This window comes from Paenibacillus sp. TC-CSREp1 (assembly GCF_050171015.1).
In the GTDB taxonomy this organism is placed as follows: domain Bacteria; phylum Bacillota; class Bacilli; order Paenibacillales; family Paenibacillaceae; genus Paenibacillus; species Paenibacillus silvae.
Window position 1 is genome coordinate 367,321 of the sequence record NZ_JBNOKM010000002.1, and the last position, 14,906, is coordinate 382,226.

Sequence of the window (14,906 nt, forward strand, 5' to 3'; positions counted from 1 at the left end):
AAGCTTCCACGATTCCATCCTCCTCAATCTTATCCAACGGATTCTTTTCTCTCTTCTCATGAGATAATTTACTGTTTCTGTTCAGCATTCCTTGTTACGACTGACAAATAATCAGCGGCCGTTAGTAAAGGCTGTTTATCCTGATTGGTCAGACTGATAATCAATGCACCCTCCATCAGAGAAATAACGAGCAGTGCCATCTCACGAGCCTTCTCTTCAGCAATACCGTCCAACATAAGATGTTTTGCAATAATATCCTGCCACCCGGCAAATACGTTCTGCGAAGCTGTACGCAGCTGTTGACTGATGCAGGAAGTCTCTACAGCAGCCCAAAAGCTGAAGGGCATAAATCCCGTATAACCCGAGGCTTCAGCTTCACTCGCCGTATCATATATGAATTGCTGGATACCTTCTGCAGTTGTCTCATGAGCCGCAAAGGTTTCCTCAAACTTTTGCATCATATGAGCATTAGCTGCTTGAATACATTCGTGAGCCAGTTCTTCCTTCCCCTGTGGAAAATAGTGATATAACGAACCTTTTGGCGTGTTACTCTCCTTAATGATCTGATTCAGACCGGTCGCATGATATCCTTGTGAAAAAAACAGTCTAGCTGCTGTGCCAACAATAAGATCTCTGGCATTCGACTTTTCACTCAAAGAAAGCACTTCCTTCAATAAATTATAACAATCGGTCTATATAATTAAAATCGTTTAATGGCGACATGTCAATGTATTATTTCAAATTTTACAGAAAAATAACATCCTCTTTTCAAACAATGCAACAAAGTGTTCAGTAGGTTAGTGTCATTTTGTGTAAAAACACATGTGAATACTTCCCAGATGACACGGAATACATATACATAAGACACTTCCATGCTGCATTTGCCAATTATATAAAAAGGAGGAGATAGCTTGGCTGTATTGCTAACAGGCCCGATTGACAACAATCCGGTTAATGGCGTCAGGCCTACGCAGACTGTATCGATCAAGATTGAAAATGAAAATCCTGTAACTACAGCCACGGTGCTAATACAAGGCTATGTACTGAGCGGAGTACGTACTTTGTATGTGAGTGAACAGATTACACTTTTGCCGAATGCTGTAGTGACGCGCAGTTATTATGCTGACCTGGACAGTTTTGATTATGTCATTACCATAACGGGTCCAAGTCCTGAAGATGTCCTTGTTTCGTTCTGGGGCAAAAATAGTGCCGGAACACTGATTGCCGCCCATCGGCTTGTATACTCCGAATGGTCCGGGAGCGAGAACACGGCCGGAACTACAGGTGCGACCGGGGCTACAGGTGCCACGGGAGTGACGGGAACCACAGGTGCAGCGGGAATAACAGGTGCTACCGGTGCGACTGGTGTAACCGGCACAGCTGGTGCAACTGGTGTTACTGGCGTCACAGGGGTTACGGGCACAACTGGAAATACTGGAGTAACTGGTGCGACTGGTCTGACGGGAAATACCGGAGCCACTGGCGACACTGGTCCTTCCGGTGGTCCAGAAGGCCCGACAGGCGCAACTGGGGATACTGGAGCTACCGGTGTGACAGGTGCTACGGGCCCGACGGGTATAACCGGAGCCACTGGCGACATCGGCACGACAGGTGCGTCAGGCGTAACCGGGTCCACAGGTGCTACAGGTGCGTCAGGCGCTACAGGTACGTCAGGTGTAACAGGTGCTACGGGCGCAACCGGAGATATCGGTTCGACTGGAGACACTGGGCCCACAGGGGCAACGGGTATTACAGGTACAACAGGAGCCACGGGTGTAACGGGCGCAACCGGCATTACAGGCGCTACAGGTACGTTTGAACCTAATCCGTTTAATGTATATGTTTTGCAGGGAGCCGTTGGGGGAAATGGAACACAAGCCAGTCCGTTTGGAACAATTCAGCAAGGTGTAGCCGCAGTGTCGCCAACAGGGACAGTTCATGTCCTCGGTGGAACATATCCGATTACATCAAACATTACAATTAATAAGGCCGGAGTAACTCTTAAGGGCTATCCTAGTACCATCATTCTTTTGCAGGCTGCTGTCATCCCGTTTACAATCATCGGAAGTGGAGTAACGGTAGACGGCTTCACAATGACAAGTGACAACCCGTATGCAGTCGAGTTCATTCAGCTGGGCGGTACCAATCATACCGTGAAAAACAATACGGTATTCGGCCCTCCTCAAGCGGGCCCGTCTACTGGCTGGGTTGTCAATCGCGGACTGGTAACCCAGATTGGCAATATGACTGGACTCATCGTAAGAAACAATATTTTCTACTCTCTGCGACAGCCAGCTTATTTTAACCCGAATACAACCGGAGAGATCGTTAATAATGTCGTTTATAACACACGTGGGTTTGTCAACGATCAGGCCATTATGGTGTACTCCGGCAACTCCTGGGGAAGCCCCGAGAATGCAGTAGATATCGCTTTGCTGCCCGGAACGATCACAGGTCCTCCGTTTGACCCGATTACTGCGCTTAGCGCGAACAACAGTACAGCAACCATTCAGGATTCCAGATAACATACATTCAGGATTCCATATTACAATATAAAATAGATGAAAACCGTCAGCATCATTCCCTGGTAAGAAGGACCAGCTGACGGTTTACTTTGTGTTTTTCTTGTGATATACCTGTGTTTTTTGTGATGTTACCTTTATTTTTGTGCCCTTACCTTATAATCCGTGTATCATCACTGGAGTCCCATCTTTCAAAATTCAACTCATTGTTTATGCTGACTGCAGTTAATGCACCTAACGAAGCTGCTGCGATCGCCTGATACATTTCGGATGCAGCATCTCCAGCACTGAAGACACCTGACACCGACGTTTTGCCTTGTGCATCAACGATGATGGTGCCTGTATCTGTCACCTCACATCCAAGTGCCTTGGGCACATCCGAGCCTGTCTGAAGCTTGGGCTGAAAGAAAATCCCCGAACAAGGAATTACGGTGCCATCGTTTAGTTCAACTGTACGAACCATTCCCTCCTCAGATGCGATCGAATGAACAGGAGCTTCATATACCTGAATTCCATGACGAGAAAGCTCAAGCATCTGTTCTTCTGGCAAAATCCCATCACCATTCGTACACAGCACATAATCCTTTGTCCATCCTGCGATCAATTTGGCCATATGTAACACCTTGTCCGCACTGGCAATGATAACAAGCTTCTGATCCCGCAGTTCCCATCCATCGCAATACGGGCAGACAAATGCGCTTTTCCCATAAACCTCTGGTAAACCGTTGATGCCAAGAGGCAGGTCTCTTTTACCAACAGCAAACAATATTTTCCGGGCATGATAGAGCTTGTTCTCCCCTGTTTTAACTACAAATGATCCATCCTGCCCGTTAATCTCGATCACTGTATCTGATGTAAACTGCACGGAAGGATATGACTTGATTTCTTCTGCTGCATATGCGCGAAATTGTTGAGGACTAACTCCGTCTCTCGTCAAAAATCCATGAGTCTCCTGAGTAACCCAATTACGGGGTTTCTGATTATCCAAAACAAGTACATGCTTTCGAGCTCGCCCTAGCACCAGTGCGGCGTTCAACCCTGCCGGTCCTCCTCCCACAATAATTACGTCCAATTGACTCTTGGTAGTATCCATCCCAAAACATCCTTTCCAGATATTTAATATCCTTAATTGATTCAAAAAGATAACCTTCTCTCTGCTTCATATTCATGTTGCATCAGAAGGTCTGTGAGATTTCTAATAGCATGAGATCATTCGATTGAAGGAAAGTAATGTTCCACCCTCTAAAACGAAACCATTAGAGATATCTTATATCTACAATACAACGTTAATATTGTATTTGCAATATATTTCTTCTATTTCTACAATGAATACATGACATTCTTATGAAAAAAAGCGCGCGTAGCACAGAATTGTTGTTTTAACAATTAAAAAAGATCTTGTTTTTAAATTGTTCACAATCAATTGACATTATTTTAAATACTAAAACGTTATGCAAAGCACAATGTGATTTGAATGATATAATAGGTACATATTATATGAAGCTTAAACAAGTATATATATAGGAAGTGAGTATTTGAAAACATTGAATAATGAGTCACAAACCAATATTAGCCTGGAGTACAACTCGATTCCGAAAATATTTTTCGATACGATCAAAATCGGAATTATCAAGTCCAACTTGATTGCCATGTTTGCAGGTTTAAGCTTAGCTTTATATGTATTTAATGCCTCTGTTCTTGCGAATATCGTTCCGATTGTACTATCATTCCTGGGGTCCTCCTTCATTATCGGGGCAGCCGGGGTGTTCAACAACCTGTACGACCGGGACATTGATGCGATTATGGAGCGCACGAAAAAACGACCTACAGTAACTGGACGGGTAGATACCAAGTCAGGCTTGATTCTGGGGATTACCATCACGCTAATCGGGGCTGTCATGCTCTACATTGCTTCACCATCAGCTGCTGTGTTTGGTATTTTGGGATTGCTGCTGTATGTGTTCCCTTATACGATGTGGACGAAGCGTACAACGATCTACAATACCGAGGTTGGCAGTCTGTCTGGTGCAGTTCCACCACTGATCGGTTGGGCAGCCATTTCTCCAGAGCTCGGCCATTTTGAAATCTGGGCACTGGTTGTAACGATGTTATTATGGCAAATGCCTCACTTCTACGGTATCGCCATTCGCCGTTTTGATGAATACAAAGCGGCCGGCGTCCCTATGCTGCCTGTAGTGAAAGGCATTGGACGAACTTATGTGCAATCCAACGTATATCTTGTATTGCTGCTGCTTTCCAGCTTCCTGTTCTGGCCAATGAGTCCGTTTATCGCTATTGTAGCCTTTCTGGTGACTCTGGCTTGGCTGATTCTGAGTGTGGCTACCTTTGACCCGAAAGACACAAAGAAGTGGTCCCAGCGCATGTTTATTTTCTCCATCAACCATATTACCATCATCTTCCTTGTGATCATTGCTTACTCTTTGATTGCTCAATTGATGAGATAAGAACAGGTACAACGTTTTAAAAGAATAAAACAACCGTACAGATGCATCGCCTACAATCAGGCGTTATCTGTACGGTTGTTTTGTTTTATAGCTATCCCGCCTTCACTGGCGTTTGTTCTCCCTGCCACAACAGCTGCATCTCTTCACTGCTCTGAAGCAGCTCCGCCAGCGTTCCTTCAGCTTCAATTCGTCCATCTTTCATGACGATAATATGATCGGCTTTGCTTAACGCTGCTTTACGATGAGATACTGCAATACAAGTGACGTCCTTCTCCTGAAACAATCCATCCCACACCTGCTGCTCCGTTTCGACATCAAGCGCACTGGACAGATCATCGAAGATAAACAAATCTGCCTCCGTCATTAACATTCGCGCAGTCGCTGACCGCTGAATCTGCCCCCCTGACAACATGACACCTCTTGGTCCCACCGGGGTCTCCAATCCCTGATCCAGCTGCTGAATGTCTTGATCCAGAACCGCGAGACGAATCGCCTTATCCAGCGCCTGCTCTGTATTCTCCTGCTTGCCCTGCACAATATTTTCCCGTAGTGAATCACTGAAAAGCCTTGGAACCTGCGGTGTATATGCGGCTCTTGGCGGCATTAGAAAAGTTGCCGGATCTACCTGCTCTCCATTCCAGACAATCTCGCCGTCTTGCTTGGGCAGTAGTCCGAGCAAGGTTCGAACAAGCGTTGATTTACCCGATCCGATCCGCCCGGTGATGACCAGGAACTGACCGCGTTTCAGCTTGAAATGAATGTCATGAATACCGTTTGCAGATTGTGCATACCGATAACTTAGATGACTCACTTCAAGCTCACGGAACTTCTCGTTCATGTTTCTGTGTTCACTCAGCAGCTCTGGCGGGTCTTCATACAGATAGATTTCCCTATTCTCCATAATCTGATCCTCTTCACCTGGCCGAAATAACGTACGCATACGATCATACGATACCTTGAGCCTTTTATGCTGGAATACCATGTACCCGAACAGTGAAATACTAAAGCCAATGTTGACGAGATAACTGGTGAACAATGCAAAATCCCCCACCGTAAAGTGACCTGCCTTCATCTCGGCCGCACACATCAGCAGAATGAGCCCGGTACAGATGCTTAACACATGCTGGTTGAGCGATTTCATCCACTGTTTGAACAGATTGTCTCGCAAGGCCGCTTGACGACGCTTTTCATTCAGTTCATTGAAACGTGCTGCAACATGGTCTTCGGCCTGCCCCAGCTTGAGTGCCTGTACAGCCCCGAAGGTTTCCGCAATAAAACTGGTAATGCGCCCCGTAGCTTCCCGGTTTACTTGTGCATACTTTCTTGCACGGCTGCCTGACAGATTATTGAGCAGCGTTACGATCGTAAGCGGCAGTACGGCAACCAGTGTAATCTTCCAGTTGATATTTGCCATGATGATAATGGACACAACTGCAAAAACGAGCCGTCCCCAAAAATCCACCCAGGATTCAACATATTCGACCACTTCATCCACATCATCGCGGAAACGACTCATCGCCTCTCCTGGCGAAGCAGGTAAATTCCGTCCAGGCCAGCGCATGATGCCCGCCAGCATATTGGTTCGCAGAATGGCTTGAATGTGATACATATAGGTTACCCATGCATAAAACGCGACAAAAAACGTTCCCACCCGGGTTAATCGAAACAGTGCGATTACAATTAGAGGTACCGCAAGCCACATGTAGTCAGCCCGTCCTGTCGCTGTCCGGTCAAAGAACCACTGCATGCAAAGTCCCATCGCAAGCGGTAGCGAATGAAACACACACCACAGCAAACCATTCATCAAAAATAAATAAGGCTTATAACGAAATAAACGTCCTATAAATCCTGTTACATTCATGCCAGTTCCTCCTCTCGGCCCGTCACCAGAAGGCGTGCATAATGAGAGGCCGGATCATTGGCCAGCTCCTGTCTTGCTCCGAATTCCAGCAACTTGCCCTCACCCAGCACCATAATCTTATCCACCTTCTCCAGTGTGGCAAGCCGGTGCGCAATAATAATACCTGTGGATTGCTTCATTAATTCATCAATAGCAGATTGAAGCATACTCTCCGTGGCAGCGTCCAGCCGCGAGGACGGCTCATCCAGAATTACCAGACTAGGCTCTGTAAGAAACACACGGGTTAGAGCGAACAGCTGCGCTTCTCCAGCGGATAAAGAAGCTCCTCCTGCGTTAAGATGCGTATCCAGTCCATCAGGTTGTGCATCAATCCAGTGATGCAGCCCCAACCGTTCTGTCGTTTGTTGAATCATTGCATCGGACACGTCTGAATTAAACAAGGTTAGATTGTCACGCAGCGTTCCATCAAACAGCTGTACATCCTGCGTTACCATCCCAACTCTGCGATAGAGTGCCTGCATGGATAGTTTGGTAATGTCTGTTCCACCGATGCGAATCGTTCCCTGATCCAGATTGTACAGACGCAGCAATACGCGGCTAAGACTTGATTTACCACTTCCGGTACGGCCGATGATGCCCAGACGCTCTCCCGGTTTTACTTCAAACGTAATATTTTGAAGCACAGGTTTCTCTGCATTGTAACTGAAATGCACTTGATTGAATTCCAGCCCCAATGGACCTTCAGGAAGCTGTTCTTCTGTCCCCTCCTGAATCTCGCTCCGCATCGACAACAGCTCTCGGGAACGAAGCATACCTGACTTTGCCTTCTGAAATTCCTGTACCTGATCGCCAAGCAGCTCGATGGGGTCATTCAGCATCTGACTGTATTGGTAGATCAGAAACAAGGTGCCCAGGCTGATCATGCCCTGTATGTAATAGTGCACTCCCAGCAGCAGCACCACAGTAACCGATATAATAAACATGATGACCGTTGTATTCCATGGAACTACTCGCAGCATCCATGCTTTTCGTCCTTTAAGAAAGACCGTACGCATCGTTCGGTAGAAGCGATTCATCACATAGGGCACATGTCCGTTGGCCTGTACATCCTCAATCCCTGCAATGCGCTCCTCAATCAAGCTGAACAAGGAGGCACTGGCGGCACGCTCATTTTTGGAAGACTCCACTCCTAGATTTCGGATAATAACCATGAACAGAATGGATAACAGGGTAAATACCGTCATAACGATCGCTATCGGCACATTAATGGAGAACATAAAACCCAGAATGCCTGCAAGCAGTACAAAGCTTCCGATAACCTGCACAATAAACATCGCGAAGAAATTCGAGATGCTGGTAACGTCACCATCTACACGCTCGATCATCTCGCCAGGTGTTTTTACATTATGAAAACGCATATCCAGCCTTAGACAGTGCTTGAGCAAATCTCCACGCATCCGGTTTGTAGCCCGCCAGGCAACATCATTGCCCAAATAACTTACAGCAATGGTAATGAGCTGGTTTGTAACAGCAATCAACAGAAAGAGTCCAGCCAGCTTGATGAGATCACCCAGAATGCCTCCCCCTGCCGCAGTATCAATAAATCGCTGTATGATCTGTGGATTGAGCAGTTGAAGCCCTGTTGACGTAAGCAGCATAATCAGCAGCACGGCCAGCTTTCCTTTGACCGGCTTTAAATATTGCAGAAGCCACGCCATAGAACGTTTCTCCGTTTTGGGCATCGCCCTCACCCCTTAATTTGTTAAGTTCTAAACCTGTAATTTCGTTCGTGCTTTCCCTACGTTTACTATGATGAATCATGCAGCAGTTTGCTATAATCCATCATGCCTTCTACGTTTACAAATAGTTTACTCTGAGTGACCATCGTACCCTCTCCCTTTCTTTTCATAAAATCAAGTCATGAACAACCGTATTTGCATATAAAAGATTCTTTGTTCCTGCTCCTTTCCATGTGAAGGGTTTGACGGAATGAAAAAAAGCCATAGATGAATGAAGTTCATCTACAGCTTGATATGAATGAAAAGCCAGCCAGAATAGGCATATTCCGACTTCTTCTCTGCATCTCAATATGAATGAGCGTCCAGACAGGATTGCAAAAAGCCGGACTGTCCAAACGTGGTCAACACGCTACCCGAATCATGTCACGATGCTTCTGCATATTCAGTTATCGCGATGCGTACCTGTCGTGGCTGACCAATCATTCGTTATCCCACCCGTTTCACATATTTGTTGTTTATTGTATTCGCTCATTCTTTATACGTCAACATAATTATTAACTGAATTGTTATTTACTTCATCCTCATGCCCCGAGTTGGACAGGCTCGGTCTGCTGTTTTTCTCTCATGACAAGGCGTTTGTGCGCTATAAGTAAAAAAGGAATGCCCAATGCCGTAGTCAAAGCAATCGGGATAAATACCGATAGTCCATTTGCTGCACCAAACTGGCTTAGCAGCAGCCCACCAATGACCGGAGCGGCTACATTTCCGATGTTGTTGAATCCGATCGTGCCAAAATAAGTGCCTTTGAATTCAGGCTTTGCAATCCGGTCAATCAGCATATCCATCAGCGTGAACAGCAGCACCTCTCCAACAGTAAACAGAATAACACTCACCATCATCAGCACGATCCCCTGGGCCATACCGAAGAGCAGCAGGCTCGCGGAAACGAGCAGATTACCCAGAATCAGCGGCACCAGCGGCGGTGCGTTGCGGAATGTGCGCACGAGCGGATACTGAACGACAAGCACTGTAACGGCATTGAGCGAAAGCATATACGAAAACATCAGGCTTCCATTTTCAAAAATGGGACTTCTCGCCAAATACTGCGCAAGTGTAGAGCTAAAATGACCGTACCCCAGCACGCAAAAGGTAGTACCGATCAATACGGGAAGAAATACCCGATCCCGCCCCGTCGTCATGAGTGCTTCGCGCAGGCGTGGTGCAACAGCCTCCTGATGTACAGGGAGATTGGCATGATGCAGCCTGAACTGCAGAAACAGGACTACACCGTACATGATATACACCAGACCCGAGATCACAAAGGGAAACGTTGATTCCGATGAACCGAGTTGAAATCCGATGAGCGGTCCGAACACAACCCCCAGATTAATCGCAGCATATCTCAGATTAAATACCAGCAGCTTGTTCTGCGGTGATGTAATATCAGATAAAAGTGCTCTGGACGTTGGTTCAAACACTGCTCGGCACAGTCCGTTTAACGTATTGGCAACAAAAAATACCCACAGATGTTCTGCTGCCGAGAATATAAAAAATACAGCGGCCCAACTGAATACCGATACCAGCATCACGATTTTACGCCCGATCCGGTCAGATATATATCCCCCATAGAAGCTGACCAGAACTCCGGCGAGCGAGCTTACGGCCACAGTGACACCCGTTTGAGTCGGGGTTGCTTCAAGCACACGGGTCAAATAGATGGACAGAAACGGGATGCTCATCGACGTGACCAGTCGTCCAAACATCGTTCCAATAATAATCGTCCAGGCCAGAGGGTGAATTTGCTTTAAATATGACTGCATCTACATCTCTCCTATCATGCTGCTTTTCTCTATCTCTTTATCTAACGACGTTAAAAAAGGGATGTATTCTCTCTTCCTCATAGGTATAATTGTAAGAATAAAAGGGGGAAGTAAAAGTGTAAACATTCGTTGTCACTTTTCACCTTTATGAAGGAGCAGCGTTTATGGATACGATATATACTCACTTTCTGAGACTAGCTGACGCTGAGCAGCTCGTGCTGAAGCTGAATGAACCTGTCCGCGTTACGATTGAAATGCTTTCCGCTATCCTGTGCTGCACACCCCGAAATGTAAAATTCATTCTGCGCAAGCTGGAGGAGCAGCACTTTATTCACTGGCATCCAGGGCGTGGACGAGGTCATCATTCCGAATTAACGCTGCTGCGAAGCTTGAACGAGGCCTTGGAGGTTCATTTCACCGAGCTTCTATGCAAGGGCAAGCTAAAGGAAGCTATTGAGCTGATTGGAAGTGTCAAAATCGATGAAGTCCTGCGGGAAAATCTAATGCTCACACTGCACCAGCAGATGGGCTTCCACAGCCACTTGGAAACAGGGTCGGAACAGGATATTCTTCGTATGCTGAGATCACGCCAGCTCGGTGATCTGGACCCTGCTTCTGTGTACACAGCATTTGAGACGTATTTACTGGGTCAAGTTTGCAGTACGCTGATTACGTATGATGCGGATACAAACACCTTTCTGCCTGCGCTCGCCCATACTTGGGAATGCAGCAGCGACCATCGGGAATGGGTATTTTTTTTGCGGAAAGGCGTTCGTTTTCATGACGGCCGTGTCATGACATCTCAAGATGTTCAGGCTTCCTTGAACCGGTTGTTTGAGATAAACTGTTCTTCACTATGGCTGTATCGTGATATCGAGCGTGCAGAAACAGTTGGAGATTATGCTATCCGCTTTGTGCTGAAGCAAACCAATCGCTTTTTCCTGCATCTGTTCAGCTGCATTCGTATGACCGTGCTTCCGGCTGATTATGATTCCAGCAAGACACTGGTGGGCACAGGACCATTTCAGATTACAGAGATGAGTGAAGAGGTCATTAAACTAACTGCGTTTGACGGCTACTATGGCATTCGTCCTCATCTGGATCAGGTTCACATCTGGTTTCTTCCAGAGCCTGCTTCTTATGACGGTTATTACGATCTGCCCGGTGCCGATCATCTAGCCCTGTCTGGAAGCAGCCGGCAGCAGCCCCATTTGATTGACTATCCTGCTCTCGGATGCCAATATATGCTTTTTAATTTTCATGTGAAGGGCCGTCATCACCATCCTGCCTTTCGGCAAGCGATGCGCATCGTGTATGATTCGGTCACACTGGTGAACGACCTGGGTAAAAATCGAATTACACCTGCCAGCAGTTTCCTGCCCTGGCGAAGTGCTGCCGAGAACTGGAAAGCCAGAACTCTGGATGAGGCAAAGGCATTACTTCAGCAAAGCGGTTATCAAGGTGAACCTTTCCTGTTATCTCACAAAAAGAATAAAGATGCCGATGTGGCGGAGTGGCTCCAGAAGCGTGCACGTCTGATCGGATTGAATATTGAGTTTGAACCCTTTGATGATTACCTTGATGTCGTGAAGGCTTCCCACGCCCCTTTAATTCTGAGAGAAGAAATACTTGAGGACGATTGGCAGTATGGGATGATCCATTTTTTTAAGAACAATGAAAATTGCTTACATCAGTACCTGACTCCAGAGCTTCAATCCATTCTGGATGATGTATTGGCTCCCTTCCCTCAGCTTCCTCACGATGGGCGTACCGAGCTTCTGGAACGGGCTGAAGCCTTGCTAAGAGAGAATGGCTGGCTTTTAACCGGATGTCATATGAATAAAAAGGCCGAGCTGCATCAGAGCATCTATGGCATGCAAACGTCCGAATTCGGTTTTCTGGATATCTCCAAGTTATGGATTAAAAATCCGTAACATTTATCCGCCAGATACTGAGTCCCCGGCATCCGAAGGACAGAGATTCCGGGTGAAAGACATAAAAAACCCTCGCTCCGCTGTAACGGGCGAGGGTTTTGTTTATTTTTTATAATGTATTTCAATAGGTGGATATTAACGTTCGCGACCGACAAGATAATCCAGCAGATGTTTGAGAAAAGGAATCGGTTTCGGCATCCGGCGCAAGGCATCAAATGCGAAGCAGTAGTGTTCCCACATCGCCTTCTGTGCTCCCTGTTCTCCCAGAATCGAAACAAAGGTGGAGTTGTTGTTCCGTTCATCCTGGCCTGCCGGTTTGCCAAGCACTCGTTGATCCCCTGTATGATCCAGAAGGTCATCCCTGATCTGAAAGGCGATCCCGGCGTGATACGCAAACGTCTTGAGCTCGGCGATCTCCTCGTCCTTCACTTGAGATAGAATCGCGGGCATCACCAGAGCCGCCTCAAAGGCAATGCCTGTTTTGTAAAAACAGATTGCATTGAGTTCCTCCAGCGTGAGTATTTTCCCTCTTGACCCCAGATCCATGGCCTGCCCCATGCACATGTCCTCTGCTTTGATTGCAGAATATTGAATCAGCTTCAGTACAGCTTGCGCATCAAACTGATGTAACGACGACTGCTCCCGAATAGCTCGCTGGATCAGGAACAGACCCGTCAGCTCCGCAGTCGAGCTGTTATGAAGCTGATGAAGTGTTGAACGCCCTCTTCTAGTGGAAGCATTGTCCTGAGTGGGCAGGTCATCAAAAATAAGCGAGGCTGTATGCATGAATTCCATGGACCGTAACAGGGGCATGATAGACGACTCTGGCAGTCCGTACTGCTCCACACCCATCACCCAGGTCAGAATAGGACGCAGACGTTTACCGTCACCTTGCAAACTATAATTCGCCGCATCCATAAGCGCAGTCTTCATATTGGGTTCCTCAGCCGATTTGCTGATCTGCAGCTCAACGTTGATTCGTTCACGAACCGTTTGAATGGTATGCTGGAACGTTTCCTTCTGCTGCTTATCCCTGCTAAGCTGCTGAACCACTTCATCACGTAACAATTTGTCCAGAAAATCTACATCATCCGCTTTGCGCACCATCTGCTGCACGATCTGATTGAGTTCCGGCTGTCCTGCTGCAAAAATACCCATAACCTCATCATATTTTGCCTGTCCGAGCCGTTCTCTACTGCGCTTCAGCCCGTTGATGGCACGATCCAGTATCACCTCGCGAGCCTTGGGACTGGACTCGTAGATATCATGAATCAAGTAGGAGATAACAGCCCAGTACAGTTCATACGGATTGATCAGATCAGGACGAAGATCACGATACTTCAAATAATACGTGTAAGGTGTCACCGCTCCAGCCTGCAGATCATCAAACATATCGGCAAAATCATCCGCAAGCTGATTATATATCCCGTAGTGGAAGGTGCGCAGATCAAACCCTTCATCTTCCGAAGCACTAAGAACGGAACGTACGATGAGCCGCGAGGAGGCGGATTTAATGATAATTGGAATGTATAACTCCTCATTGGTATAGTGCGCATTGGATATTTTTTTGCCGCGGTCAATCTCTTGGGAATGAAAGAAAACATAGGATTGTTCAAAAAAGGTCTGCTGCATCTCCGTGCGCTGGTAGCTCCGAATATACTCGAACGCCTCTCGAAGCTCAGCGTGGACATAACGAATCACTTCAAGCTGAGGTCCCTCCCATTCTTCCAGATCAGGCACAACTCCTGTAAGAAGCGCTTTCTGAATCATGGCGGAGTATTGTTCCTTTTGTTGTGCGTTCAGCGCCTGAGAATCGAGAAGATCATCGACAAAAGGATACGTCAGTCCATAGGAGTATCCCAGCCTAATCGCTGCATCCAATCTCTCGATCCGTTCCTCTCTTGGCGTCTGCTCGGTCAACTCATCATACACGTGCAGCACAACACCCAAAATAATTTTGATCAGTTTGCGCTGTGCTTGAGCTGCATCCAGCTCCTCTGGAATGTTGGCCGCCACATGTTTTAATTTGTCCATCACCCAGATGACTGCTTCTTCCACATGTTCACGCTGCCCCCACCGGTACAGCGCCACAGGACTGATATAATCCGGCTGCTGGTGTTCACTTGCATTTCTCGTAAAATATTTTTGCGTGTCCTGGATCGTACGACGAATATTCTCTTGTGTTTTGGGCGAATCCAACGCCTGGCCCAAATCACGCATATAAATATAGGAGATGCTTCGATCAAGATAATCCTCCAGCTTGCCCGTCATATTTAACCAGTGCATGTATTTCTGAATGTCTCTGGAATTCGGTTTTCGTTTGCCAGGCAGCCAGGCTAACCAATTAAATCGCTGGATATGCTTCTTCTGCCACTCCTTGAAATCTTCCGCAAGTGTATCCATATGTGTATTCTTCAGCAGTCGCTGTGAGAGAGTTGTAAAATAATGAGATGCTTTCTGCTCCGCGAGCCGATACGCTTCACCAGCGCCAGCATTAACATTCGCTTTTGCATTCGTACCAGCTATATCGTCAGTCTCATCCATAAGTAAGTTGTTCATCGGTTG

The 14,906-nt window shown here is 46.8% G+C and carries 9 protein-coding genes; 3 read left to right on the forward strand and 6 right to left on the reverse strand.

Going from position 1 to position 14,906, the window contains the following annotated elements; translation table 11 throughout:
- Positions 1-68 precede the first annotated feature (68 nt).
- On the reverse strand, positions 69-656 hold the full coding sequence (locus tag ACQSGY_RS04210) for a TetR/AcrR family transcriptional regulator (RefSeq protein ID WP_427050791.1): 588 nt from the start codon (positions 654-656) through the stop codon (positions 69-71).
- A gap of 255 nt (positions 657-911) precedes the next feature.
- Between ACQSGY_RS04210 and ACQSGY_RS04215 the strand changes: the two genes are divergently transcribed.
- The gene (locus ACQSGY_RS04215) at positions 912-2,525 is read left to right on the forward strand and encodes a collagen-like triple helix repeat-containing protein (RefSeq protein WP_427050792.1); all 1,614 of its coding nucleotides are present in this window, start codon (positions 912-914) and stop codon (positions 2,523-2,525) included.
- 148 nt (positions 2,526-2,673) lie between these two features.
- Here the strand turns inward: ACQSGY_RS04215 and ACQSGY_RS04220 are convergent, their stop codons facing one another.
- Positions 2,674-3,615, reverse strand: coding sequence for an NAD(P)/FAD-dependent oxidoreductase (locus tag ACQSGY_RS04220; protein WP_427050793.1), 942 nt, complete (start codon positions 3,613-3,615; stop codon positions 2,674-2,676).
- A 442-nt stretch (positions 3,616-4,057) separates the two neighbouring features.
- On the opposite strand from ACQSGY_RS04220, the gene cyoE reads away from it, so the two are divergent.
- A complete protein-coding gene (cyoE, locus tag ACQSGY_RS04225; protein ID WP_260410914.1) occupies positions 4,058-4,987 on the forward strand; it encodes a heme o synthase in 930 nt (309 codons plus the stop codon).
- 91 nt (positions 4,988-5,078) lie between these two features.
- Here the strand turns inward: cyoE and ACQSGY_RS04230 are convergent, their stop codons facing one another.
- The 3 genes from ACQSGY_RS04230 to ACQSGY_RS04240 form a co-directional block, all read right to left on the reverse strand.
- Positions 5,079-6,848: an ABC transporter ATP-binding protein gene (locus ACQSGY_RS04230; RefSeq protein WP_427050794.1), complete on the reverse strand. Its 1,770-nt coding sequence runs from the start codon at positions 6,846-6,848 to the stop codon at positions 5,079-5,081.
- Positions 6,845-8,590, reverse strand: coding sequence for an ABC transporter ATP-binding protein (locus ACQSGY_RS04235; protein ID WP_145402485.1), 1,746 nt, complete (start codon positions 8,588-8,590; stop codon positions 6,845-6,847). The genes ACQSGY_RS04230 and ACQSGY_RS04235 overlap by 4 nt, the downstream gene beginning before the upstream one ends.
- Positions 8,591-9,168: 578 nt before the next feature.
- On the reverse strand, positions 9,169-10,407 hold the full coding sequence (locus ACQSGY_RS04240) for an MDR family MFS transporter (protein WP_427050795.1): 1,239 nt from the start codon (positions 10,405-10,407) through the stop codon (positions 9,169-9,171).
- Positions 10,408-10,571: 164 nt separating this feature from the next.
- Between ACQSGY_RS04240 and ACQSGY_RS04245 the strand changes: the two genes are divergently transcribed.
- Positions 10,572-12,341, forward strand: coding sequence for an ABC transporter substrate-binding protein (locus ACQSGY_RS04245; RefSeq protein WP_427050796.1), 1,770 nt, complete (start codon positions 10,572-10,574; stop codon positions 12,339-12,341).
- Positions 12,342-12,476: 135 nt separating this feature from the next.
- On the opposite strand, the gene ACQSGY_RS04250 is transcribed toward ACQSGY_RS04245, so the two are convergent.
- Positions 12,477-14,900 (reverse strand): polyprenyl synthetase family protein, encoded by a 2,424-nt coding sequence (locus ACQSGY_RS04250; RefSeq protein ID WP_427050797.1) that lies wholly within the window; start codon positions 14,898-14,900, stop codon positions 12,477-12,479.
- Positions 14,901-14,906: the final 6 nt, after the last annotated feature.